We start from the raw sequence: 25,750 nt of genomic DNA on the forward strand, positions 1-25,750 counted from the left end.
TTGTGCTGAATTGGGCGTAATGTGATACCTAGTGCGCTAATTCAGCGCACAATTGTACGCTCAGGTTGTTTAAGAGCTATAGTTACAGAGGTGAGCGTAAACTTCACCTTTAAGTGACTTATGTGGATCAGGCTGATATTTGCAACCATTCTTCTGCTTCAGGGGTCTGTATCTTTTGGTACACCCCTGAACAGTCTTGATGAAAAGCCTGGTCCCTATGATGTTGAATTGGAATTTCTCGAAGACAAAGGGCTCAGCCTGACTGTCAACGAAGTTCGTAATCTCCCCCCGGATAGCTGGCACCTTATCCCAGGTGGCGGCACTAATTTCGGGTATACCCGCTCACAGATATGGACACGATTTTCCCTTCGGAACCAGGGAAGTGAAGCGGCGAAATATGTTGTCGAAGTCGGTTATCCCCAATTGGATCAGGTGGAACTTTTTCTCTTTGCCAATGGCACGCTGGAAAAGGTTCTTCTGATTGGTGACCAGCACCCTTTCTACCCCAGAGAAATAGACCATCCCAATTTTTTACTGCGCGTTCCCCTGGCCCCCGGGGAAATAAAAACGATCTATATCCGCACCCAAACCGAAGGGGCAATGCAATATCCTCTCAGGGTATGGCGGGAAAAAGCCTTTTTTGAAGCCTCTGCAGCGGAAATCAAGCTGCACTTCTATTATTACGGCCTGATCAGCTTGATGATTTTGCTTAATCTGGCCATTTTCGCCATGCTGCGGGAAGTGACATATCTATACTATGCGCTGTCTCTGCTGGGGAACCTGCTTTTCTTTTTCTGCCTCCGAGGCTTCTTTGCCCAGCACATACTGATCAATCATACCTGGGTACAGCATCAGGCGATGCTGTTGTCGATTCCGGTTCTGTCGCTGTTCTCAATATTATTTGCCCGTTCATTTCTGAATACGCCGCAGGTACTGCCGAAAATTGATCTGGCGCTGAAGGTGCTGGCGATCATCTCCGCAGTTAATTTGATTGGCGCTTTCTTTCTGCCCTACGGAATATCGATCAGGGCTTCCGCATTATTGGCTGCGCCCTTGTGGCTCGTATTGATTTTTGCCGGGCCGATCGCATGGTGGAAAGGAAGTCGACCGGCGATATATTTTACCTTTGCCTGGTCGACCTTAACGACAGGGTTTGTTGTGACCATGGCGCACAAGTATGGCATTTTGCCGAATACTTTCTGGTCAGACTATGGCATGCAGATAGGCTCTGCGATTGAAGCAACAATACTGACCATCGCCCTGGCTGAACGTCTTCATCAGGAGCGTGAGGAAAAGGTCAAAGCGCAGATGCAGTCTCTCAAAGAAGGGCGTGAGCGTCGTGAAGCCCAGATGCAGCTGATCCAGATGGCGCTGCATGATCCTGTCACCCGACTGCCCAATCGTAATCTGTATGAAATGGCCATTTATGACCACATCAAATCTGTCAGGGATAAGTCGTATCTGGTGGTTCTCATGAGAATGACGCGATTTGAGGAAATCACCAAAACACTCGGCCTCATCCATGCAGAGTCCCTGACCCGCAGAATAGGAAAGAAAGCCAATCAGTTGGCATCGGGCTTAACCGGGGTAGTGCCGATTGAAAAGACCAATGAAGGCGGGCATTGGGTCAGTGCCTGTGACAACGATACATTGGGATTTCTGGTGGAGGCTGAAGCCCCGGCACAGAATAGTGACGCCTATATCAAGTTCATGGCGGATATGGCTGAACCCTTTGATTATCAGGGGCTCAACATCGAAGTCGGTGCGGTATTTGGTGTGTCCGTCTACCCCAAGAATGGTCGTGATGCCACCAAGTTGATCCGCCACGCCCACGTGGCCCTGGAAAGTGCCCGTCGACGCAATCCGCCCATGGCGTTTTATTCACCGCGCCAGGATGGTTATGACCAACGTCGCCTGACACTGATGACAGATCTGCGGCAGGCACTCAGGGATAACCTGCCAATACTCTATTATCAGCCTAAAGTTTCCCTGGCGAACAATCAGGTTGTGGGAATAGAAGCGTTGATTCGTTGGCGGAATGAAGATGGTGAATTTGTCCCTCCTGACCACTTTATTCCTCTGGCAGAAAAAACCGGGGTGATCCGGGAGTTGACCCGATGGGTAGTGCGTCGTGCCCTGGAGGATTTTAAAGAATTACAGATGCTGGGGTATGTGAACTCCCTGTCGGTCAATCTGTCGGCAAAGAATCTCATGGAAACCGATCTGGAAGCATTTTTGAAGGATGCCCTCGAACGCCTGTCCCTGCCTCGCCATTCTCTGGTACTGGAGCTGACGGAAACGGCAATTATGGAGGATCCGGGGTTGGGCCTCAGTGCGCTGCATAAGCTCTCTGACGAAGGGTTGAAAGTGTCGATAGACGACTTTGGTGCCGGGTACTCATCACTGTCGTACCTGAAACAGCTTCCTGCCAGTGAGATTAAAATTGATCGAGCCTTAATCACCGATATTTGTGAAAAGGAAACTTCACGAATTATTGTTCAGACAACGATAGACATGTGTCACAGCCTTGGCTTTGACGTGGTTGCAGAAGGTGTTGAGAGCGAGGCTGTGCTGGAAATATTGACTGATATGGGTTGCGATATTGCTCAGGGATATCACTTGAGTCGTCCTATGAACTTTAAATCTCTTAAGCTTTGGCTGGAAAGCAGACAGTCCAATTCCAAATCACTGTCTGCATGAGGAGACCTGCAGGAACTGGCGTATCGGAGACTGAATGGTTCAGCCTCCGCACGGCGGTTCCTCCTGATTGCCCGGTCTAGTGTGACGCAGGCGTTCCATGACGCCGGCGCAATGCCTTGGCCGCCTCGACCATGGATTCCAGAGCCGGCCGGACCTCATCCCATTGTCGGGTTTTCAGTCCGCAGTCAGGGTTTATCCACAATTGCCGGGCTGGAATGTGAGCCAGTGCCTTTTCCATGAGGTCTTCTATCGCTTGTCTTCCGGGGATGTTGGGACTGTGGATATCATAAACACCCGGGCCGATGTCATTGGGGTATTGAAAGTTCACAAAGGCATCCAGGAGTTCCATGTCCGAGCGTGACGTTTCGATGGTGATAACGTCCGCATCCAGTTCTGCAATGGCCTCGATAATGTCATTAAACTCGGAATAACACATGTGCGTGTGAATCTGCGTGGATGTTGCCACACCGTGCACACTCAGGCGAAATGCCCTCGTTGCCCAGGCCAGATACTTTGCCCATTCTGTCCGTCGCAGAGGCAGGCCTTCCCGCAACGCGGGTTCATCCACTTGAATAATGCGGATTCCCGCCTGTTCCAGGTCCAGAACTTCCTCTTGAAGTGCCAGGGCGATTTGATTGGCCGTCACCTCTCTGGGTTGGTCGTCACGAACAAATGACCATTGCAACATGGTGATCGGTCCGGTCAGCATTCCCTTCATCGGACGTTGGCTCTGTTCCTGTGCAAACCGGCTCCATTCGACCGTCATTGGGGCTGGACGGGAAACATCGCCAAAAATAATCGGTGGCTTAACGCAACGGCTACCGTAGGATTGCACCCAGCCAAAGCGGGTAAAGCAGTACCCGTCCAATTGTTCACCAAAGTACTCCACCATGTCGTTGCGCTCGGCCTCTCCATGCACCAGCACATCGATATCAAGAGCCTCCTGCACAGAGACAGCCTGGCGTATTTCTGTTTCCATGGCGCGTGCATAATCGTTTTTATCGATACTGCCTTGTTTGAACTGCTGCCTTATTTGACGAATTTCCGGTGTCTGTGGAAACGAACCAATGGTGGTGGTTGGAAACAAAGGTAGGTTCAATGATTGTTGCTGTACCGTTTTACGCTCATTGAACGGGATCTCGCGGAAAAAGGTATTGTCTCCCAGTTGAGCCAGCTTATTCTGCACCTCACCTTTTTTCACTCGGGAGGAGTTTTGCCGATTGAAGACCGCGCTGGCATTCGCATCCAACTGTCTGGCAACAGCATCCTCTCCCTGGTTCAGTGCAGTGGAGAGCGTATTAAGCTCTTCCAACTTTTGCTGGGCAAAGCTGAGCCAGTGTGCGACATCATCCGGAAGCTGGTCTTCCTGTCCAAGGTCAACCGGGACATGCAACAATGAACAGGATGGTGCCAACCAAAGTCGATCGCCAAGTTTTTCATGAATCGGCTTTAGCCATTGCAACAGCTGATTTAAGTCTGCCCGCCAGATATTGCGACCATCAATAACACCCAGAGACAGGGTTTTATAGCCACTGATTTTATCCAATACGATGGTGACCTCATCGCGGCCCCTGACAGCATCAATATGAAGACCTTCCACCGGCAAGTGGGCAATGGTCGTGAGATTTTCACCCAGTGGACCAAAATAGCTCGCCATCAGGACCTTCACTTTGGACTGTCGAATCTGGTGGTAGGTGGTTTCAAAGGCGGTTTTCCAGTTATCTGGCAGGTCCAGAGCCAGAATAGGTTCGTCGATCTGAATCCACTCAACACCCTCATCAGCAATCTTTTCGATCAGGCTGGAATACACTGGCAAAATTCGTTCGAGCAAGTCGAGCGACTGGAAGCCTTCAGGGCCTTTGCCGAGCCACAAATAACTTAGCGGACCCAGAATCACAGGCTTGATATTAGCTCCCAGAGCCTTGGCTTCCCTGATCTGGTCCAGAAGGTTCTGTGGTTGCAATTCGAACTGTACCTCAGGGCCCAATTCCGGCACCAGGTAATGGTAGTTGGTATCAAACCATTTGGTCATTTCCGCGGCTCTTACTGGTGGAGCGTGCGGATCTGGCGAACGACCGCGGGCCACCCGGAAATACTGGTTGAGCAGACTGACGGATGCACCTTCACGAAATCTGGCCGGGATATTTCCGATCAGGAAGCTGGTATCCAGTACCTGATCGTAGAGAGAAAAATCTCCTACAGGGATCAGGTCCAATCCTGCATCAATCTGTCTCTGCCAGTTCTCTCGACGAATATCCGCCGCCGTGTTTGCCAAGTCTTCAGCGGAAACTTCACCTTTCCAATAGCGCTCCAGGGCGAATTTCAGTTCCCGGCGGGCGCCGATGCGTGGAAACCCAAGATTATGTACTTTTGCCATGTCCCTATCCGTGTTGCTGATTAACGATAATTCCCTGCATCCTAGCGCTGTGTTAGTGTGAATAAAATTGATGTATTTTCACTATGGTATGAAGGTTATTCATGATTGAACGGTCACATTTGGATATTATTGCGGCGATTGCCCGCCATGGCACATTGACTGAAGCGGCGGAGCATCTATGCTTGACTCAATCAGCGTTGTCACATGCCATCCGCAAACTGGAAGACCGTATGGGCGTGACTGTCTGGACCCGACAAGGCCGGAAGCTTGAATTTACGCAGGCAGGTCAGTACCTGTTGTCCGTGGCCCGCACAGTGCTGCCGGTATTGGAACAGGCGGAAGAAATGATGACGGGATTTGCAGACGGAAAGCGTGGTCGGTTACGTATCGGAATGGAATGCCACCCCTGCTATCAATGGCTTTTGCAGGTGGTAAGCCCTTACCTGAAAAAGTGGCCGGATGTTGATCTGGATGTCCGGCAACGCTTCCAGTTTTCAGGGTTGCAGGCGATCAAGCATTTTGAAATTGATGCTTTAATCACTCCCGATCCGGTACAGGATGACATGCTTGAATTCCGGCCAGTCTTCGAATATCAGCTGGAATTGGCAGTATTCAAATTCCACCCGTTGGCGGAGAAGGCGTTTATTGAGCCGAAGGATCTCCAGAACGAAGTATTGATCAGCTATCCGGTGCCCAGGGAACGATTGGATATTTATACCCATTTCCTGATTCCGCAGCAGATTACGCCAAAACAGAATCCTCAGGTGGAAACTACCGAAATTATGATGGAACTGGTTGCGGCGGAGCGGGGAGTTAGCGCCATGCCGGATTGGTTGATACGTCGTTACGCTGAGCAGCTTCCCGTGGTGTCAAAGCCTCTAGGTCCCCAGGGATTGCAGAAGAATATTTATGTCGGCACACGGGTACAGGATCGGGAGGTGGATTACCTTAACGGATTTATTGAAGACTGTCGGCGGATTCAAAAGGTGGCCGGGTAGTGATGCCTGGAAAAGTGCTGTTGAGAAATAGATCAATCTGGGTGGAAAGGTCCGGACATGCCAGGGGAATGATTTCCCCTGGCTGGATCAAATGCCGCGATCGGGTTTTCACTTCATATTAGAAATTGGCCGGCGTGGTAGCGGAGACAATTTCACAAGGCTCGTCGTAAGGATTTCTGAAACGGTGCGGTCGAGTGGAGTCGAAGTAGTAACTGTCCCCCGGTTTCAGATGGTAAATCTCGCCACTGACAGTGAGTTCCAACTGACCGGTCAGGACTAACCCGGCCTCTTCGCCCTCATGGACGTACATATCTTCACCGGTGTCAGCGCCGGGTTGGTAGGTTTCAATGAGAAAGGCCAGTGCCCGGTGTCCAAAAGACTTTCCGACCAGCTTCATCTTGATATCGTTGACGGAGAGATCCAGCAATGTGGAGGGCGTGTAGACAACGGTCTGTGGCTTATCGTCTTCAACATCCTCAGCAAAAAATTCCACCAGGGAAATGGGAATGCCCGTCAGTACTTTTTTCAATGAGCTGACGCTCGGACTGACACTGTTTTTTTCGATCATGGAAATGGTGCTGTTGGTTACTCCAGCACGTTTTGCCAGCTCACGCTGAGAGAGATTCTTCTGCTTGCGAATTGCCCTTAATCGAGCTCCTACATCCAACGCTTGTCACCTCCAGGCAGTCTCTTTGACCGTCCCAACCTGTACACAATGGTATTTTTGACAGGTGGGCGTTAAATAAAATCAAATAGCCATTCATTATTTTTTACAAATGTTACCAAAAGGGGGAGGTCAGACCAACGTAAAGTTTCATTTTAATACTTATGCTGATTCCAGGGCTTGCAACTTGGAAGGATGTGTGTCAAAAATACCGAACGTTAGAACAGAATAATTTACATGGTCCCCATGACAAAATACCTGAACCCTCATACTCACAGTGACAACCACCCTGACTCCTATTATGTTGCCTCCCGGAATTACCCGGATACCTATCCAACCCTGGAAGGGGAGGTCAACGTCGATGTGTGTGTTGTGGGGGGCGGCCTCAGTGGCATTAATACGGCAATAGAGCTGGCCGAGAGAGGAGATAAGGTTGCGGTGGTCGAAGCCCGCATGATCGGATGGGGAGCTTCCGGGAGGAACGGTGGCCAGTTGATCCGGGGAATAGGTCATGGTCTTGAGCAATCTCGAAAGTGGATTGGTCAGGAAGGTATTGACGCTATTTCACAGATGGGATTCGAAGCCGTCGATATCGCCAAGAGCCGTATCGAAAAATTCGATATCGATTGTGACCTCAAAATGGGTTACTGTGATCTTGCCACCAAGACCCGGCACTACCGGGACTTCGAAGAAGACTATGAATGGCTGAAATCCGTGAACTATCCTCACCACATAGAACTTCTCCAGGCTGAGCGCATGGGGGAAGTGGTCGGCACCGACGCCTATGTGGGAGGTTTAGTGGACATGGGAAGCGGGCATGTTCACCCGTTGAATCTGATAACCGGTGAGGCGCACGCGGCTGCGTCCCTAGGCGTGCAGATTTTTGAAAACAGTCTGGTGACCAGAATCGAGGAAAGTCCCGGTATTGTGGTTCACACCGCCAAGGGACGAGTCAAAGCCGACAAACTGGTGCTTTGTGGCAATGCGTATGTCGCTGGCCTGGATAAGGTTCTTGAAACCAAAGTCCTTCCTGCCGGTAGCTACATTATCGCTACCGAACCGCTGACGGAAGAGCAGTGGAAACGGACTCTGCCCCAGGATATGGCGGTCTGTGATCAGAATGTAGCACTCGATTATTATCGTCTGAGTGCTGACAAGCGACTGCTATTCGGTGGCCGCTGCAACTACTCTGGACGTGACCCGAAATCCATCGAGGGGGTGATGAAGCCAGATCTGGTCAAGCTGTTTCCCTATCTTAAAGACGTCAAAATTGACTATCAGTGGGGCGGCATGATTGGTATCGGAGCGAACCGCCTACCTCAAATCGGCCGCTTGAGACCCAATGTATATTATGCGCAGGCTTATGCCGGCCATGGCCTCAATGCGACCCATATGGCCGGCAGACTTATTGCCGAGGCGATGCATCAGGAAAGCCACCGCATCGAATATTTCGAAAAAGTCCGCCATATGACCTTCCCCGGTGGTCCAAAATTCCGCTCACCTTTGCTGGCGCTGGGGATGCTGTACTATCGTTTTATGGATCTGTTTTAGATCAGGATGCGGAAGCTGAAAAGTGATATAGCTTGTTCCCACTCCTATACGAATCGATGGCTTACAAGATAACCGTTACCTGAAGGGATATTCCATCCACGGACGCTCATAAGCGTACCGTGGACTCAGCCTTTTGAATAAAGGGGAAGTTGAATAAGCCTACTGCACAATAACCCGGGCATTCACTGGCTGTACCGGCCGATTATTGTCAAATGGAATGGACTGGTTGAACTTCTCCAGCTGTTCTTTTGAGATGGTCACGGAGTCTTTCAACACCAGCCATCTGACTCCCTCGGAACAGGGAGGCGTGGTCAACGATCCATTGAAACGATAATAGGCATGGGACGAGGGAAGAATGTCGGCTGTATTGATCGGGGTCGTCAACGCTTCTTTTTCGCCGGAATCCAAAGGCATCTTTTCCCACACAGGTTGTAGAGCTTGGTTTTCTTCGCCTTCTTTGAGCATGAGTGCAAGTACGGCGAGATTCCCGTTTTCATCGGCATGGACGAAGTGTGCTTCCAGGGGAAAACTTTCTCCTTTGATTGTGTTTTCGCTGGGAGAGTGAAAGTGGAACTGTTTCAACTCGAACTTCTTGTTATTTAGCTCAAGTGTGCTGCCGGGAGCATAATTTACCTGAATTGTATGCCCGTTATTCACGACCTCTGTTGCTTTACCTGAGTACTGGAGACTTATTTCCGGTAGTTTGCCCTCGACCATATTCGTTAGGTTAATGGGTGACTGATTTTTCCCTTGTCCGCAGGTGAGATAATCCTGGTCCAACGTGGACCAATAGGCAGGCCCTTCATTCCCGGTATAACTCCATTTGCTCTCTTCGGATAACGCTTTAGGAGCTAACACCATACCTTCAAGCATGGCTAGCCATAGGACTGTGGTAGTTGAAATGACGGCAGAGGGTTTCTTTGACATGAATTTTTCCTTTTGATGTCTGGTCGTTGTCTAGCATAGCGACATGTGTCCTGATTAGATGTGCTGTTATAAATCAATCGCCGGTACGATGAACAATTAGCATTTATTCATGATGGGTAAAAACTTATTTCAGGGATGTCGAAACCGCCGACAGAAGAACGACTATGGAGTGGAATAGCGCTTGTGAATGAATTGACATTCCAGGTGAATGTGTCTGAACCCGCGAATTGCGCCAAGGAGAATAGCAATGAGATTTATGATGTTGATGATACCAAAAGGGTATGAAACAGCCGAGCCAGGTACGATGCCGGCAACGGACGCTGTTGAGGCCATGATGGCCTATAATCGGGAATTGCAGCAGGCAGGTGTGTTGGTTTCGTTGGAAGGCCTGCATCCTCTTTCTATGGGAGCAAGGGTATCTTTTAAGCGTGGTGAGCCGACAGTGACCGATGGTCTTTATGTGGAAGCGAATGAAGTTCTGGGAGGATTCTGGATGATCCAGGTGGCATCGCGGGAAGAGGCGATTGAGTGGGCCAGACGTTGTCCCGCATCTGATAACGAAGTGATTGAAGTTCGTCAGGTGCAGGAATTCGAAGACTTTCCTGAAGACATTCAACAGGCTGCCTCTGACTATGAGGGATGAAAAAGATGACGTTGTAACGCCAGGCACGGGATGAAATCAATGGTCAAGGCATGGGAGAGTCATGTATGCCCGGATTTGGTCCCGACGAGCCGGTATTTTAACGTATACGGCTTATTTGGAGAGATTTTGGGATAGTTGTAGACGTGCAATTTCAGCTAGTTGACGAGGCAGCCAATGTGGGGGACATAATTATCGGTTGATTCCAGTTGTCCTGATAACTAAGAAAAGTCAGGTCGTATGGAGAATCTTGATTGGAATACAGAATCTTTAAACTATATTTACAGGTGTATTCCTAACTTTTCAACGGTTTTTGGATTCTCCGACAGCGTTCTATGGATAAGATCTTTCGGTCCCTCAAATCCCGCTTAATCTCTGCATTGGCTGCCACGGTTGCGCTTCTGGCTGTCGTCGTGCTTGCGGGCTGGAGAGTCGGGCTGTATAGCGCGTATGCTCACTTGGAAGAGCATTTTCAGGGACAGGTCGGTCTTAGAACGGAGCGCTTCTCGCAGGATTTACAGAGCTACCACAATGACCTCTTGTTTCTCGCCTCTGTTCCCCCTATCCAGGGAATTGTCAGAGCAAGTGGCAAAGGTGGTTTTGATGTATGGGAAAACAGCACCCGATCTCTTTGGATACGTCGTCTCAATGCGATCTTCAGTAGCTACATGTATGCCCACCCTGAAGTTTTTCAGCTTCGTTATATTGGTGTTGCTGGTAATGGAAGGGAATTGGTTCGGGTAAATCGTCAAGGGCAGGATGTTGTGGTGGTCAGCAACGATGAGATGCAGGCTAAGGGTGACAGGAGATATTTCCGGGAAACCGTCAAGCTACGTCGTCACGAAATCTATATTTCAGATATTGATCTCAACAGGGAGAACGGTGCTGTTGAGATTCCCCACATTCCAACCATAAGGATGGCCACCCCGATTCGTAACACCAACGGCGATACTTTCGGCATAGTGGTCATCAACATCAAAGCAAAGTATCTCCTTGATAAACTGAGGCAAAACCTGCCCGAAGGTGTCCAGGTCTACCTGACCAACCTTCGAGGGGATTTTCTGATTCATCCTGATCCTGGAAAGACATTCGGCTTCGATTTTGACAAAAGTTACCGCTGGGAGAATGAGTTCCAACCTTTAGCAAACAATGCGTTACCCTCAGCACTGGAGTACTTTGCCGGATCAGATGGGCACATTATCGCGATGCAGCGGCGTATTCCCTTTCAGCCCGACGATCCATTATGGGGACTCAATCTTATCCTGGTGACCCCAGAAGAGAATATTGAAATTCAGGTGCTGCAATCCGTGTTTTCCCTCCTGATTGCCGTGATTGCCTGCATCGCAGTGGCAGGAGGATTTCTGTATTTGTATTGGTTGAACAACCGGCAAAAGCAAAAAGTCAGTGTAGAACAGGCCAGACTCGCAGCAATTGTTGAGAGTACTGATGATGCTGTCATTGGAAACACTCTTAATGGGGTCGTCCTGAGTTGGAATCGTGGCGCGGAAGAGATGTTCGGTTACTCGCAATCCGAAGCGACAGGCCAGCGACTGGGTTCTCTTATCGTGCCCGAGGATAGAGCTCATGAAGAGAAAAATATTCTTGAAATAATCGGGAAAGGCGAGAAAGTTCCGCACTTCGATACACGCAGGAAACGAAAAGATGGTTTAGAGCTGGATGTTTCTGTCGCGGCAAGCCCGATTAAAGATGCCGGAGGTACTATTGTCGGGTCAGCCAAAACGATCAGGGATATTTCCCGACAGAAGGCGGTAGAAGAGGAAATTCGCCACCTGAATTCGACTCTGGAACAGCAGGTTGTAGAAAGAACCGAAGAAATAAGGCATTACCACGCCTTGCAGAAAGCCATTCTGAATCATGCTGGTTTCGCTATTATCGCAACAGATAGAGAAGGTTTTATCACCCTTTTCAACCCCGCGGCTGAACGTATGCTAGGGTATTCCGCGGAAGAGATGATCGACAGGCAAACTCCGCGCTCATTCTGTCTGGAGGAGGAATTAAGTAACCGGGCTGTAGAGTTTTCCAAAGAATTAGGTAAGCAAATCGCACCCGGTGATGACGTTATTTTTGCCAAATCCCGGCATCATCTTAACAATGAGCACGAGTGGACCTATATCCGCAAAGACGGTTCGCACTTCCAGGTATACCTTTCGGTCACCATGTTGGCCGATGAAGATGAAAATATCTCTGGTTACCTCCTCATGGCTTCGGATATCTCCAGTCAGGTTCAGGATCGACTGAACCTAATGAGAATGCGGGATCATCTGGTTAAGGCGGCAGAAGTTGCCGAACTTGGAATCTGGACCTGGAATCTTGAAGATGACTCTCTGGAATGGAATCAACAGATGCAGAACATTTACCAGGTGCCCCGGGAAACCCTGGAATCGGGTTTATATTATGAGTTTTGGGAAAACTCTCTGCACCCGGAAGACCGAGATGCCACCCTGTCACAGCTAAAGGCAACGATGGACGGTGAAGACGTATTTGATCCCACTTTTCGTATTGTTCGTCCGGATGGCAGTACGCGGTATATTCAGGCGACTGCCGTTGTCGAACGTGATGCTGATAACCAACCTGTACTGGTGCTCGGGGTCAATCGTGATATCACTGACCGGCGCGCCTATGAGACACGCCTTCAGGAAGCCAAGCTGGCTGCCGATAAAGCCAATAAGTCCAAGTCTGAATTCCTGGCAAATATGAGTCATGAGATCAGAACGCCCATGAATGCGATTCTTGGCATGTTGCACTTGCTGAAGAACACATCGATGGAGGCTCAGCAGGCGGACTATGTTGAAAAAACGGAGTCGGCGGCCAGAGCTTTGTTGGGAATCCTGAATGATATCTTGGATTTCTCCAAAGTGGAGGCTGGCAAGCTGGAGCTTGATCCCCAGCCCTGCAATATCGATAGTCTGCTCAGGGAGGTGGGAGTGATTCTCTCTGCCAATGTCGGTGACAAGGCCCTGGAAGTGCTTTTTGATATTGATCCAGACCTTCCTGACAGTGTTCTGGTTGACGGGATGCGGTTACAGCAGGTACTGATCAATCTTGCTGGTAATGCGGTGAAGTTTACCGAGAGCGGCGAGGTTGTCCTGTCAGTGAAAACATTTTCCCGCACGGAGAATATGTTGATCCTGTCTTTTTCGGTTCGGGACACGGGTATTGGCATTTCCGAAGAATACCTCCAGCGCATATTTGAAGGGTTTTCTCAGGCGGAGACATCCACTGCCAGGCGTTATGGTGGGACAGGGCTGGGATTGACCATCTGCCAGAGGCTGGTATCCCTGATGGGAGGGGATCTCAGTGCGCAAAGTGAAGAAGGCAAGGGAAGTACCTTCAGTTTTTATATTCCCTGCACACTGATTGAAGAGCAGAAGCTTCATATAGATGGACCTCTGCAAAACCTGAAAGTGTTGATTGTGGATGATAATGCCAGTGCTCGGGACATTCTGGGAGGGATAGTGACCAGCCTTGGCTGGCAGGTGGATACGGTCAGTTCAGGAGAGGAAGCAATTCAAAAGGTTCAGGACAGTGCGCCTGAGCAGCCTCCTTATGACCTCATTCTGATGGATTGGCTGATGCCAGGGATTGATGGTTGGGAGGCCAGTGAAAGCCTGCGTGATCTGTTTCCTGCTGACAGGCTGCCGCTGATCATTATGATCACAGCGCAAAAACGTGAAGCTCTTGCCCAGCATCAGATGCTTGCCCCTGATGTGATCAATGGCTTTCTGATCAAGCCAGTAACAGCATCGGTACTTCTTGATGCTGTGGCTGGGGGAATGGCGGGAAATCAGGCCATATCGAAAAGTGTTAAAGCACAAAAACAGCTACGTTTGCAGGGATTATCTATCCTGCTGGTGGAGGATAACCCTACCAATCAACAAGTGGCGCTCGAACTACTGAAGGAAGAAGGGGCCGAAGTGGACCTGGCTGTCGACGGTGTCAAAGCTGTTGATATGGTTAAGTCTTCAGAAGCTTCCTATGACGTGGTGCTGATGGATATCCAGATGCCGGGAATGGACGGCTATACGGCAACAGGTATCATCAGGGAACAATGGACTCAGGATCAGTTGCCGATTATTGCCATGACAGCAAATGCCATGGAATCTGACCGCAAAGCGGCACTGGATTGTGGCATGAATGATCATATTGGTAAGCCGTTTAATGTGGATCAATTGATCGACGTTATTCTGCATCACTCAGGAGAAGGCAGTGTACAGCCTCCTGTTAGTGTCAAAGTAGAGCCTCTTGCAGATGTTGTCCTGGATAGAAAGGGTGCGTTGGCTCGCCTTCAGGGAAATGAGGGGGCATATCAAAAGGCATTGGATCACTTTCTTCGTGACACTCCTTCGTTAATTGAGTGCCTTGTGTCAGGAGAAAACGGCGACACGGACATCGAGACGTTGCAGCGCATGGTGCATAGTATCAAAGGAGGGGCGGCCACGATTGGCGCCAATAAACTGTCCACCCTGGCGCAGCATATTGAAGGAGCCATCGTGGAAGATGGCAGTATGGAGCGGTGTGAAGTGTGGCTGGGGGATCTGCAATGGCAATTTAATATGGTTCAGGAGGAAGTTGAAAAGGTCGTTGAGAGATCTGTTGATATTGAAGCACACGTGCAAATGACAGAGTCTGTGAGCCAGAAAGATCTGGGTGAGGAGCTGATAACCTTGGAAGGGCTCCTAAAAGAGGCCAATCTTCAGGCATTGGACGTATTTGAAGGTATGAAGGGACAATATTCTGTATTGTTTCCTCATGAATTCGAGATACTGGCTGAAGCAATGGAGCGGATGGACTTTGATGTTGCGCTAGCATGCTGTCGAAATGTACAGAGGCAGGTTGAGGAATCTGCATGATGAGGAGTTGCTCATGGCGGATGTTATCTCATTATGAATGATAGCAGTCCTGAACAGGATCAGCTGAATGTTGGCAATCAGCGAGGTCGCATTCTGATTGTTGATGATCAGCCACTTATGATCAGGGTTATTCATCAGATCTTTGCTGATGAACATGAGTTGTATATGGCGACCAGTGGCGAACAAGCTTTGGTGTTCTGTCAGAATAATCCCCCTGATCTGGTCTTGCTTGATGTTATGATGCCGGGGCTGGACGGACTGGAAACCTGCCGCAGACTCAAACAGGATGAACGCACCTCTGCAATACCGGTTATATTTGTTACCGGCCAGACAACCGAAGAGGAAGAGAATGCCTGCTGGGATGCCGGATGCGTTGATTTTGTCAGCAAACCGGTGAATTCCAGAACGTTGTTAAAGCGTGTTCGATCTCATCTGACACTGAAATTTCAGTCTGATCTCTTGCGCCGAATGGCAATGGTGGATGGCTTAACCAAGTTGGCCAACCGGCGCTACTTTGATCAATATCTTCAGCAGGAATGGCGGCGGTGCAGACGCACAGGCAAACCCTTGTCCCTGATCCTGCTGGATATCGATTTTTTCAAAAAGTTTAATGACTCCTTGGGTCATCAGCAGGGTGATGACAGTTTGCGATCCGTGGCTGGCACTATCGCTGCCAGTACTCAACGGCCAGCCGATCTTGCTGCCCGCTATGGAGGAGAAGAGTTTGCAGTGATTTTACCTGAGACTGACCTGGTCGGCGCGTCCAATCTGGCGGAATCCATAGAGAAATCAATCAGGGAGCTGCGAATCGAGCATCCCTCCTCACCGATCGATGGGGTGCTGAGCGTCAGTATTGGGGTGTCTTCTCTGGTACCGGATGATACTCATCAGTCAGACCAATTGATTGAGTCTGCTGACCGGAATCTATGTCTTGCCAAGGAGCGCGGCAGAGCTCAGGTTTGTGCCGGCTAGAATCCTGTTCCCAGAATATGACTGATACCATTCTGCCAAGCGGAAGGACTGGCTTTGTGGATACAAAAATCCACAGAACTCCCGTTACCTGAGCCTTTATCGCCATAGGGCTGTCACAAAACAGTTGTACTCTCATCGCGTTTTTAATGAGTGACTCGATCCCTGAATAAGGAGGTTTGTCGATCGTAAACCGGGAGAATGCGATATGAAAACCCGGGTGTTGTCCAAGCTGAACTCTGGCTTGTTGTTGCTGGTAGCGATCGTGCTAAGTTGGTCGGTCTACTGGGGAATGAAACAACTGCGTGTGCAGTTGGATAAAAGACATGTGCTTAATAAGTACCGCTCGTATGTGAACGATGAGGTAGCCGCCAGTATCAATGCCTATCTTCGCAGCGAGAATGCAGCGGATCTGGCTGATGCGGAAAAAGCAATGCAGCAGCTTGATTTGATGATGAGAAACTAGAATCAGGCATACTCGCAGGCGTTGCGTGATCTTTTGGCGGCAGAGAACCTGATATGTTCAGAAAGAGGTCTGCCAACTGGTTTTCCCCAGCAGCTTTTCACCCAATAGTGTCAGCTCTGCATGGGGATATCGAGTCTTCTCCCATTCCCGGGGATCTCCTGGAAATGCATATCCTGATGGCGCTTCCCGGTTTTGCCAGGAACGTATACGCCATTCTTTCATGCACTGGTTATCCTCTTCTGCCGGTACCATAGAGATGTATTGTGCCATGCGTACTCGTTGTGATCGGTTCGGCCGAATGCCGTGGGGTAACAGTGCATTGAAGATCAGCAGGTCGCCGGCTTCCAGGGGGATGAATTCAATCTCGTATCCGGTCAGGTCGGGGACATAGGGGTCTCGGTTTGCGGGCTGCTGGGTGCGCCATTGTTCCAGGTCTCTGTACAGGCCGGGAACACACTGGAATCCTCCGCTCTCAAAGTCAGTGTTGGTTAGTGCCAGAACTCCCTGGACGTTAACAGGAAGAGGCGTTAATGAGGTGTCTGCGTCCCAATGAATAAACCCTCGAAACTCTCTTCCCTGTCGATTTGGCGGGTTCAGATTGGCTCGATCAATGGTGACCCAGAGATCTTCCCTGTCCCAGATATCTACAAAGGCTTTATATACTCGGGGATTCTGTCGGTTATTCCAGAGGAGAGGGTGATGATAGCACTCCACCATCCCCGAATTGTTCAGTTCCTGCATTTGGTGAGATCGGCGTTCTGGCTGGTACCAGGTATTCGGGTCTGTTGGGGACATTTCCTGAAACTCCCATAAAAAGCGCTGTGTCGCTTTTACATCCTCAAAACTGATCGCCTCAGGGATGATGACATATCCTTGATGAATCCAGGAGTCATATTGCTCCTGGGATAGCACCCTGAGAGGAAGCTGTTTTTGCAGTTCACGGAACGGCGTGCCGTGCAGGTTCGATACACTGTTATTGCCTGGCGCATTGTTGCCGAAGCCATAGCGATTTCTCATGAGGTTCTCGACTCCCGTTTGAAGAGGGGTTAATGATTTCAGTCAGTATCTATTGGCACTGTGTCGATGGGTGATGGAAATATGGCAATAAGTAGTACAATCTGCTCAAACTGATGTATTTCTGTGAGTTCAAACCACTAGAAAGGCCGTATAAATATCCGAACGGTTAGCTTTGCTGATGCACATAGATGTTTTCTGGAAGTGGGAGTCTGAACCGGGCTGATTTAAAAGATGAAAGCGAGCTTTGAGAAAATTCAATACCCGGAAGATGCTTCCTGGAAGTTCTTTTTGAGAGAACTCGATACCCTGCCGTTTGAATGGCATTTCCATCCGGAGTACGAGCTCACCTTTACACTGAACTCTTATGGCGAACGATATGTAGGAGACTGCGTTGAGCCCTATGCAGATGGTGACCTGGCATTATTGGGGCCTAATTTGCCTCATAGCTGGTGTTCTGCCGGAAGAGTGGAGGAGACGCTTCCTCATCGGGCGCTGGTCGTCTGGTTTAATCAGGCCTGGCTGGATCATCTGCTGACCGGCTACCCGGAGTTTTCAGATTTGCGGGGAATCATGTGCGATGCACGGCGAGGGCTTGAGTTTTCATCAGAGATATCCGGATTGGTCGGACCGCTTTTCCTGCAACTGGTGACGACAGATCCGCGTAAACGACTGCTGATTTTGCTGGAAATTCTGGGGATTATTGCGGAGTCACAGCCGCGAATACTGGCATCTGCCAATTTCCAGTCTGAACCGGTAGTTGCCAGAGAGCAGAAGGTATTGAATGAAGTGCTGGAATATGTGCATGAGCGCTTTCAGGAGGCGTTGTCCCTGGGAATGATGGCCAGTATAAGCAACATGAGCACCAGCACATTTGTACGTTTTTTCAGGAAGCACATGAATCAGAGTTTTATCAGCTATGTCACCCAATTACGGTTGGGGCATGTATGCTCTGAGCTGGTAGGGACGGATTTACCCATTGCCCTGATTGCTGATCGAACCGGCTTTACCAACCTGTCCAATTTCAATCGATTGTTCAGGAAATACAAGGGGATGACGCCAAAGGCGTTTCGCAATGCCTATACCAGACGCTGAAGTGAGTCGTGGATGAGCTGAGAAACAGGATACAGCCAATGACGGCTGCATCCTGTAAGGCGTTTAATTCAGCTTGATCCAGGTAGCCTTGATTTCACTGTATTTATCGAAGGCATGCAGTGACTTGTCACGACCATTGCCCGACTGTTTGTATCCGCCGAATGGGGCGGTCATGTCACCGCCGTCATACTGGTTCACCCAGATCGAACCTGCCCGCAAGCCTCGGGCCAGTCGGTGGGCGCGGCCGAGGTTGCTCGTCCACAGAGCGGCTGCAAGTCCGTAGACGGTATCATTCGCAATATGCAGTGCTTCGTCTTCATCCTTAAACGTAATGACGGTCAGAACAGGCCCAAAGACTTCTTCCTGCGCGATAGTCATGTCGTTGGTCACATTTTCAAATACTGTCGGTTCCACATAGAAGCCGTTTGATACCGTATTGGACCGGTTTCCGCCCACTGTGAGACTGGCTCCATCTGCCTGGCCTTTTTCGATGTAGGACAGAACACGGTTCAGTTGTGGTTCGTCTACGATCGCACCGATGTTGGTCTGGGGATCCAATGGGTGGCCAGGGCGCCAGCGTCCGAATGCTTCTCGAACCTTGGCGACAAAGGTCTCGGCAATGCTCTCTTCCACCAACAGCCTGGAACCAGCGGTACACATTTCCCCCATGTTGAAGCAGATCGCGTCTGCAGCTGCTTGAGCCGCCTTGTCCAGGTCTGGTGCGTCAGCAAATACGATGTTGGGTGATTTTCCACCTGCCTCAGTCCACACCCGTTTCATATTGGACTCACCGGCATAAACCATCAGTTGTTTGGCGATAGCGGTAGAGCCGGTGAACGCCAGGGTGTCCACATCCATATGCAGAGCCAGTGCTTTACCGACAGTGTGCCCATAGCCGGGAAGGACGTTAAAGACGCCAGCCGGCAAACCTGCTTCGTGGGCCAGAAGCGCCAGCCGGATCGCCGTCAGAGGGGATTTTTCCGAAGGCTTGAGTATCACTGAGTTGCCCATAGCCAACGCGGGACCTAACTTCCAGCTCGCCATGATCATCGGAAAGTTCCAAGGCACAATGGCAGCGACAACACCCACGGCTTCTCTGGTCACCATGCCCAGTTCGTCAAAACCGGTAGGCGCTATCTCATCGTAAAGCTTATCAATTGCTTCAGCACACCAGCGAATACAGCGGCTTGTAGCCGGAACGTCGACATTGAGCGCATCTGAAATGGGCTTGCCCATATCGAGGGTTTCCAACAGGGCCAGCTCTTCAGCATGTTCATCGATCAAATCAGCGAACCGTTGCAGAGTTTTCTTTCTCTGTGCCGGTGGCAGTTGTGACCAGACACCAGATTCAAATGTCTGGCGGGCAATAGCGACCGCATGATCGGCATCAGTGCTATCGCAGGATGCCACTGAAGTCAGTAAGCGGTTGTCAATCGGGCTACGGCAGTCAAAGGTTTCTCCAGCTCTGGCCTCAGTCAGTACGCCATTGATATAAGCTCTGCCTTCAAAGGAAACGGAGTCGGCCAATTGCTGCCAGTATTCAAAATGTTGAACGTTTGCCACGGTAACCTCGCTCATCTGAGTGTGAAATGATTCCGCACACCTTACCCCACAGTGGTTGAGGGTTTCAATATATTGAACGCATGATTTTTATCACAAATCCTTATCAGTAACGCCTGCAATATTGCCCTGGGGCTGAAGTTGAGGAGATCGTGAAGGATTTTGAAAAAAGTCTGTTTTTCCTATTGATGTTTTATTTATTTTACATAAACTGGTGATCAGATGTTCAAAATAACAAACGGTCATAGGTTGATACTGTGATCTTCAAAGCACGAACTTTTATAAGCTGAATTACAGAATATAAACCCGATACAGGTAACAGTCAGGTAGATTGAATATGGCAAATACATCCCCTCAAGATCTCGATGCTTTCTGGATGCCGTTTACCGCTAATCGTCAGTACAAAGCAAATCCTCGCTTATTGGTGGCGGCCAGTGGCATGCACTACGAAACCCAGGATGGCCGTAAGATTATCGATGGTACTGCCGGCTTGTGGTGCGTCAATGCTGGTCACTCCCGTCAGGAGATTACTGAGGCTGTCAGCCGTCAGATCGCTACAATGGATTATGGCCCATCCTTTCAGATGGGACACCCTCTGCCGTTTGAACTGGCTAACCGTCTGGTGCGTCACACGCCACAAGGCATTAACAAAGTGTTTTTTACCAACTCCGGTTCTGAATCAGTGGATACTGCCCTGAAGATTGCACTGGCCTATCACCGAGCCAAAGGTGAAGGGCAAAGAACCCGTTTGATTGGCCGCGAAAAAGGCTATCACGGTGTTGGATTTGGCGGAATCTCTGTCGGTGGACTGGTGAATAACCGGCGCGTTTTCGGAACGCTCCTGAATGGTGTTGACCATATGCGCCATACCCTGTTGCCGGAAAATGCCTTCAGTCGGGGAATTCCCAAGCAGGGAGCCGAGCTGGTTTCTGACCTGGAAAGAATGATCGCCCTGCATGGTGCTGACACGATTGCCGCAGTGATTGTTGAGCCTGTCGCAGGTTCAGCTGGTGTCATTCTGCCTCCCGAAGGGTATCTGGAAAGGCTTCGTGAGATAACTCGTCAGCACGGTATTCTGTTGATTTTTGATGAAGTGATTACAGGATTTGGCCGCGTAGGACAGGCGTTTGCCGCCAACCGGTTTGGTGTTACGCCGGATATCATCACGACGGCCAAAGGCTTGACCAATGGTGCCATACCGATGGGGGCTGTGTTCGTTTCCGAGCATATTTATGATGCCTTCATGAATGGCGCGGAAGAAATGATCGAGTTGTTTCATGGCTATACCTATTCAGGGCATCCCGTGGCGGCCGCTGCGGGGATCGCAACGCTGGATATCTATGAGAAGGAAGGCTTATTTGAGCGCACGCTCGAACTTGAGTCCTACTGGGAGGACGCTCTGCACAGCCTGAAAGGACTACCGAATGTGGTGGACATTCGTAACATCGGCCTGGTAGGAGCTGTTGAGCTGGCACCCCGGGATAAAGTCGGTGTTCGAGGTTATGAGATTTTCAATCATTGTTACTGGAAGGAAGATGCTTTAGTGCGCTGCACAGCCGATACCATTGCTATGTCGCCACCGTTGATCATCGAAAAAGAACAGATAGATCAGTTGATTGAGCGTCTGGCGAAATCGATCAAGGCGGTGGAGTAGTTTTTCAGAGATTTCTGACTTGACTGAACAAGTCCCTCGGGGTGGTTTTTCCACTCTGAAATACATTGCAGCCGTCATTGACGGCTTTTTTTAAGCAACAAGATTCAGGTGTTTCATGCGACAGATTAACCATTATGTAAATGGCCGGTTAACAGATGCCAGTGATCGACAGGCGCCAGTATTTAACCCCGCCCTTGGAGTGCAGAGTGGAAATGTATCTCTTGCCAGTCAGCGGGAAGTTGAAGATGTGATTCAGATTGCCAGGCAGGCGTTTCCTTCCTGGGCTGAAACCTCGCCATTGAACCGGGCTCGTATTCTGTTCCGTTTCAAAATGATCCTGGAAGAACGCATGGATGAATTAGCCAGAGCAATTTCTTCAGAGCATGGCAAAGTGTTTGAAGATGCCAAGGGCGAAATCATTCGCGGTATGGAAGTCGTTGAGTTCGCCTGTGGGATTCCTCATCTGCTGAAAGGGGAAATAACCGAGCAGGTTGGCCGAGGGGTTGACGCTTGGTCTGTCAACCAACCTCTGGGTGTTGTTGCGGGTATCTCGCCGTTTAATTTTCCGGCGATGGTGCCGATGTGGATGTGGCCGGTGGCGATTGCCTGTGGCAACACTTTTATTCTGAAACCTTCTGAAAAAGACCCCAGTGCTCCCTTGCTGGTTGCCCAATGGTTGAAGGAAGCCGGCCTTCCGGATGGGGTGTTCAATGTGGTCAATGGTGATAAAGAGGCCGTGGATGTTCTCTTGACTCATCAGGATATTCAGGCTGTGAGTTTTGTCGGTTCCACACCTATTGCAGAATACATCTACAGCACGGCAAGTGCCCATGGTAAACGGGTACAGGCGTTAGGCGGCGCCAAAAACCATTTGGTGGTGATGCCCGATGCTGATCTGGATATGGCGGTAAACGCTCTGACAGGGGCTGCCTACGGTTCCGCAGGCGAGCGCTGCATGGCGATTTCTGTGGCTGTGGCTGTTGGTGACGTCGCCGATGAACTGGTTGCGAAACTCGCCGATAAGGCGCGTAGTCTGAAGATTGGTAATGGTGAGCAAACCGGTTTGGATATGGGTCCTCTGGTTACCAAAGAACATTTGGCCAAGGTGACCGGGTATGTGGGTCAGGGCGTTGAAGAAGGGGCCATATTAGTCGTAGATGGTCGCGGCATCAAAGTGCCAGGATGTGAAACAGGCTACTTTATCGGTGGATGCCTGTTTGACCATGTGACACCTGAAATGACGATATACCAGGAAGAGATTTTTGGGCCAGTCCTCGCGGTGGTCCGGGTGCCGGATTATGTTTCAGCAGTAAAACTGATCAATGCCCATGAATATGGAAACGGGACAGCTATCTTCACCCGGAGTGGAGGAGCTGCGCGTCAGTTCGTTCATGATATACAGGTCGGAATGGTTGGGGTTAACGTGCCGATTCCTGTTCCAATGGCGTTTCATTCGTTCGGTGGCTGGAAGCGTTCGTTGTTCGGCAGCAATCATGTTCACGGCATGGAGGGCGTGAAATTCTACACCAAGCGTAAAGCAGTCACTGCCCGCTGGCCAGAAGGTGATATGGGGGTAGAATTTGTCATGCCGACGATGGATTAATGGTATCTGTTCTCATGGATGAGAGTTGCTACGCCTCTTCAATATCATGCTTGATCAGAGACCTATACAGGATGCCCGTTCATGAAGACCATTAATGACATTGCCGCTGTAACCTCCGAGAATGTTGCTTCAGAAACCTATGTGCCCGATGCCTCCAAGCTGGTCAGTGGCAACCCTGTGCAAACTCTTTGGAATAACTTTTCCTCTCCGGATGATAAATTTCATGTGGGTATATGGGATTCAAAGGCAGGTATCTGGACGGTCAGTTATTCCGAGCAGGAATTCTGTCTGATTCTTGAAGGCGATTCCATTATTCATGATGAGCAGGGAGGCGTTCGCCGAGTAAAGGCAGGAGACCAGTTTTATATTCCCGCCGGTTTTATTGGTCGTTGGGAAGTTCCTGAATACTGCAAAAAAATCTACGTTATCTATGAGGCCTGAACCATGACGCAAAGAGCAAATCATACCGGCTCCTACTATGCGGCCACCCGCGCGGATAAGGCAGAACGTCCAATTCTGAGTGGTGACATGGAAGCGGATGTTTGTGTCATCGGGGCAGGATTTACAGGTTTATCCAGTGCACTTCATTTAGTCGAGGCCGGCTTTAGCGTGGTGGTGCTTGAGGCCAGTCGAATCGGCTTTGGTGCCAGCGGTCGCAACGGCGGACAGCTGGTTAACAGTTATAGTCGTGATATAGATGTCATTGAGAACCACTATGGCACTGATTTGGCCAGAGTTCTTGGCGATATGGCATTTGAGGGTGGTCGTATCATACGGGAACGTATTGAACAGTATGATATTGACTGTGATTTCAAAGAAGGAGGAGTGTTTGCCGCCTTCAATTCCCGGCAGATGCATGAACTGGAAGAACAGAAGAAGCTCTGGGAGCGGTATGGTCATCAACAATTGACTTTGCTGGACCGGAATTCGATTCGGGAAACGGTGAATACGGATGCCTATTGCGGTGGAATGTTGGATATGTCCGGCGGACATATTCATCCACTTAATCTGGCGTTGGGTGAAGCGGCGGCCATTGAAAAGCTCGGCGGTAAGATATTTGAAGATTCCAGGGTGACTGCCATCGAGCGCGGCGCTAATCCGGTGGTGAGAACGGCGTCAGGTTCTGTGAAATGTCAGTATCTTATGGTAGCCGGGAATGCCTATCTTGGGGAGTTGGTTCCGGAGTTGGCAGCCAAATCCATGCCTTGTGGGACCCAGATAGTGGCGACGGAAGTTTTGGGAGAAGAGAAAGCCCGCTCATTGATTCCCTCACTTTACTGTGTTGAAGATTGTAACTATAAATTGGACTACTACCGCATTACCGGTGACTTCCGTTTACTTTACGGCGGTGGTGTGACCTACGGTGGTGGCGATCCTGCATCAATCGAGGCTTTTCTCAGGAAGAAACTGGAGACGACCTTCCCGCAATTGAAAGGGGTCAGGATTGAATATGCCTGGGGCGGTGATTTTCTGTTAACCCTGAGCCGGTTGCCACAGTTCGGCCGCATCGGCGATAACATATATTATGCCCAAGGTTATAGCGGGCATGGGGTGACAACCACCCATCTGGCAGGACGTTTGGTCGCGGAAGCGTTAAAAGGGCAGGCTGAGCGCTTTGATGCGTTCACGCAACTGAAGCATTTCCCGTTTCCGGGTGGGCAGTTAATGAGAGTCCCTTATACAGCGGTTGGCGCAATTTACTATGGCTTGCGGGACAAACTGGGTCTGTAACCAATTAATGGAGAGAGGGCAAGTTTGCTTTCTCTCTACAGCCTCATTTTTCTAATTAATTCTTTTTGCTCTCATCGCTGGCTGTCTGCTTATTGGATGCTACGGGCAAGGTTGCCTTAAAGGCTTTGATTTCACGCTGAAGATCGCGGATCGTTCTAGTCGCGACATAAGGTTTCCAAACGCAAACCCCCTGAATTTCCATGTGTATGTCTCCACAGCCTTCTTCCGTCAGAGGTTCAATTTCTTCAAATGCCAAAGCATTGGTAGTGTAAAGGGAAATGAGAAATAACGGCAGGGCCAGAATTCCTTTCACGTCGATCTCCTTGGAGTTACCAGTAAGGATTATGCTAAAAGTAATAACGTGCAAGATGTTACAATATTTCACGTAAAAGGCGATAAAAAAATTGTTAAATAACAGGCTAAGGATCTCAGGAATACTGTTTGTGTCCAGAAGTCGGTATGATTGGCAGGAATATCGCTAGTTTGCAGGAAGCCTGATGAAATTTGTTTTTCTGATACTTTTGTTAATTGCTACTTCCGGAAATGTTCTTGGAGAAATATACAAGTGGGTGGATGACGAGGGAAATGTCCACTTTAGCGACCAAAAACCGGAAAGCTCCGGCGTTGAGGAGGTTCGGCTGGAGGTTAATACCTACACTAATGTCAGCTATGATACGTCCGTGTTTGATACTGGCAGGCAAGTGGTGATGTATTCCACATCCTGGTGCGGTTACTGCAAAATGGCACGGAAATACTTCCGCTCTAATGGTATCGCTTATACAGAGCACGACATTGAGAAGAGTCAGGCTGCCAAGCGTGAGTATGACCGGATGGGCGCGCGTGGGGTCCCGGTCATACTGGTTGGCGATAAACGCATGAATGGCTTCAGTGAGAGTGGCTTCAGGCGAATCTACGACCAATAATTCTGTT

General features: G+C 49.8%; 19 protein-coding genes. 13 read left to right on the plus strand and 6 right to left on the minus strand.

What is annotated here, in order from left to right; genetic code table 11:
* The first annotated feature begins 120 nt into the window (after positions 1 to 120).
* Entirely contained in the window at positions 121 to 2,700 is a 2,580-nt protein-coding gene (locus tag F566_RS0130545) for an EAL domain-containing protein (RefSeq protein ID WP_020410869.1), read from the plus strand.
* A gap of 76 nt (positions 2,701 to 2,776) precedes the next feature.
* On the opposite strand, the gene metE is transcribed toward F566_RS0130545, so the two are convergent.
* Positions 2,777 to 5,077, minus strand: a complete 2,301-nt coding sequence (gene metE / locus F566_RS0130550; protein ID WP_020410870.1) for a 5-methyltetrahydropteroyltriglutamate--homocysteine S-methyltransferase — start codon at positions 5,075 to 5,077, stop codon at positions 2,777 to 2,779.
* Between the two features lie 101 nt (positions 5,078 to 5,178).
* Between metE and F566_RS0130555 the strand changes: the two genes are divergently transcribed.
* The gene (locus F566_RS0130555) at positions 5,179 to 6,075 is read left to right on the plus strand and encodes a LysR family transcriptional regulator (protein WP_020410871.1); all 897 of its coding nucleotides are present in this window, start codon (positions 5,179 to 5,181) and stop codon (positions 6,073 to 6,075) included.
* A gap of 118 nt (positions 6,076 to 6,193) precedes the next feature.
* Here F566_RS0130555 and F566_RS0130560 read toward each other — a convergent pair whose 3' ends face one another.
* The gene (locus F566_RS0130560) at positions 6,194 to 6,742 is read right to left on the minus strand and encodes a cupin domain-containing protein (RefSeq protein ID WP_020410872.1); all 549 of its coding nucleotides are present in this window, start codon (positions 6,740 to 6,742) and stop codon (positions 6,194 to 6,196) included.
* Between the two features lie 234 nt (positions 6,743 to 6,976).
* On the opposite strand from F566_RS0130560, the gene F566_RS0130565 reads away from it, so the two are divergent.
* Positions 6,977 to 8,290: an NAD(P)/FAD-dependent oxidoreductase gene (locus F566_RS0130565; RefSeq protein ID WP_020410873.1), complete on the plus strand. Its 1,314-nt coding sequence runs from the start codon at positions 6,977 to 6,979 to the stop codon at positions 8,288 to 8,290.
* Positions 8,291 to 8,449: 159 nt separating this feature from the next.
* On the opposite strand, the gene F566_RS0130570 is transcribed toward F566_RS0130565, so the two are convergent.
* The gene (locus F566_RS0130570; protein ID WP_020410874.1) at positions 8,450 to 9,217 is read right to left on the minus strand and encodes a carbonic anhydrase; all 768 of its coding nucleotides are present in this window, start codon (positions 9,215 to 9,217) and stop codon (positions 8,450 to 8,452) included.
* 247 nt (positions 9,218 to 9,464) lie between these two features.
* On the opposite strand from F566_RS0130570, the gene F566_RS0130575 reads away from it, so the two are divergent.
* The 4 genes from F566_RS0130575 to F566_RS0130590 all read left to right on the plus strand — a co-directional run bounded on the left by F566_RS0130575 (position 9,465) and on the right by F566_RS0130590 (position 16,163).
* Positions 9,465 to 9,860: a YciI family protein gene (locus F566_RS0130575; protein ID WP_020410875.1), complete on the plus strand. Its 396-nt coding sequence runs from the start codon at positions 9,465 to 9,467 to the stop codon at positions 9,858 to 9,860.
* A gap of 332 nt (positions 9,861 to 10,192) precedes the next feature.
* Positions 10,193 to 14,728, plus strand: a complete 4,536-nt coding sequence (locus tag F566_RS0130580; protein WP_020410876.1) for a PAS domain S-box protein — start codon at positions 10,193 to 10,195, stop codon at positions 14,726 to 14,728.
* Between the two features lie 33 nt (positions 14,729 to 14,761).
* Complete coding sequence (locus F566_RS0130585) at positions 14,762 to 15,700, plus strand: diguanylate cyclase (protein WP_020410877.1); 939 nt, start codon at positions 14,762 to 14,764, stop codon at positions 15,698 to 15,700.
* Between the two features lie 205 nt (positions 15,701 to 15,905).
* Complete coding sequence (locus F566_RS0130590) at positions 15,906 to 16,163, plus strand: hypothetical protein (RefSeq protein WP_020410878.1); 258 nt, start codon at positions 15,906 to 15,908, stop codon at positions 16,161 to 16,163.
* Positions 16,164 to 16,220: 57 nt separating this feature from the next.
* Here F566_RS0130590 and F566_RS0130595 read toward each other — a convergent pair whose 3' ends face one another.
* Complete coding sequence (locus F566_RS0130595) at positions 16,221 to 17,180, minus strand: phytanoyl-CoA dioxygenase family protein (RefSeq protein WP_020410879.1); 960 nt, start codon at positions 17,178 to 17,180, stop codon at positions 16,221 to 16,223.
* A gap of 231 nt (positions 17,181 to 17,411) precedes the next feature.
* Between F566_RS0130595 and F566_RS0130600 the strand changes: the two genes are divergently transcribed.
* The gene (locus F566_RS0130600) at positions 17,412 to 18,272 is read left to right on the plus strand and encodes an AraC family transcriptional regulator (protein WP_020410880.1); all 861 of its coding nucleotides are present in this window, start codon (positions 17,412 to 17,414) and stop codon (positions 18,270 to 18,272) included.
* Positions 18,273 to 18,335: 63 nt separating this feature from the next.
* On the opposite strand, the gene F566_RS0130605 is transcribed toward F566_RS0130600, so the two are convergent.
* Entirely contained in the window at positions 18,336 to 19,850 is a 1,515-nt protein-coding gene (locus tag F566_RS0130605) for an aldehyde dehydrogenase (protein ID WP_020410881.1), read from the minus strand.
* A 319-nt stretch (positions 19,851 to 20,169) separates the two neighbouring features.
* Between F566_RS0130605 and aptA the strand changes: the two genes are divergently transcribed.
* From aptA to F566_RS0130625, 4 genes are all read left to right on the plus strand, one after another.
* Positions 20,170 to 21,486, plus strand: a complete 1,317-nt coding sequence (gene aptA / locus F566_RS0130610; protein WP_020410882.1) for an omega-aminotransferase AptA — start codon at positions 20,170 to 20,172, stop codon at positions 21,484 to 21,486.
* Positions 21,487 to 21,601: 115 nt separating this feature from the next.
* A complete protein-coding gene (locus tag F566_RS0130615; protein ID WP_020410883.1) occupies positions 21,602 to 23,089 on the plus strand; it encodes a CoA-acylating methylmalonate-semialdehyde dehydrogenase in 1,488 nt (495 codons plus the stop codon).
* Positions 23,090 to 23,170: 81 nt separating this feature from the next.
* The gene (locus tag F566_RS0130620; protein ID WP_020410884.1) at positions 23,171 to 23,530 is read left to right on the plus strand and encodes a cupin domain-containing protein; all 360 of its coding nucleotides are present in this window, start codon (positions 23,171 to 23,173) and stop codon (positions 23,528 to 23,530) included.
* A 3-nt stretch (positions 23,531 to 23,533) separates the two neighbouring features.
* A complete protein-coding gene (locus F566_RS0130625; RefSeq protein WP_020410885.1) occupies positions 23,534 to 24,820 on the plus strand; it encodes an NAD(P)/FAD-dependent oxidoreductase in 1,287 nt (428 codons plus the stop codon).
* A 55-nt stretch (positions 24,821 to 24,875) separates the two neighbouring features.
* Here F566_RS0130625 and F566_RS0130630 read toward each other — a convergent pair whose 3' ends face one another.
* Positions 24,876 to 25,133 carry a hypothetical protein gene (locus tag F566_RS0130630; protein WP_020410886.1) on the minus strand — a complete coding sequence of 86 codons (258 nt, stop codon included), beginning with the start codon at positions 25,131 to 25,133 and terminating at the stop codon, positions 24,876 to 24,878.
* 184 nt (positions 25,134 to 25,317) lie between these two features.
* On the opposite strand from F566_RS0130630, the gene F566_RS0130635 reads away from it, so the two are divergent.
* Entirely contained in the window at positions 25,318 to 25,743 is a 426-nt protein-coding gene (locus F566_RS0130635; RefSeq protein ID WP_020410887.1) for a glutaredoxin family protein, read from the plus strand.
* The last annotated feature ends 7 nt before the right edge of the window (positions 25,744 to 25,750 follow it).

This window comes from Hahella ganghwensis DSM 17046, from assembly GCF_000376785.1.
In the GTDB taxonomy this organism is placed as follows: Bacteria; Pseudomonadota; Gammaproteobacteria; order Pseudomonadales; family Oleiphilaceae; genus Hahella; species Hahella ganghwensis.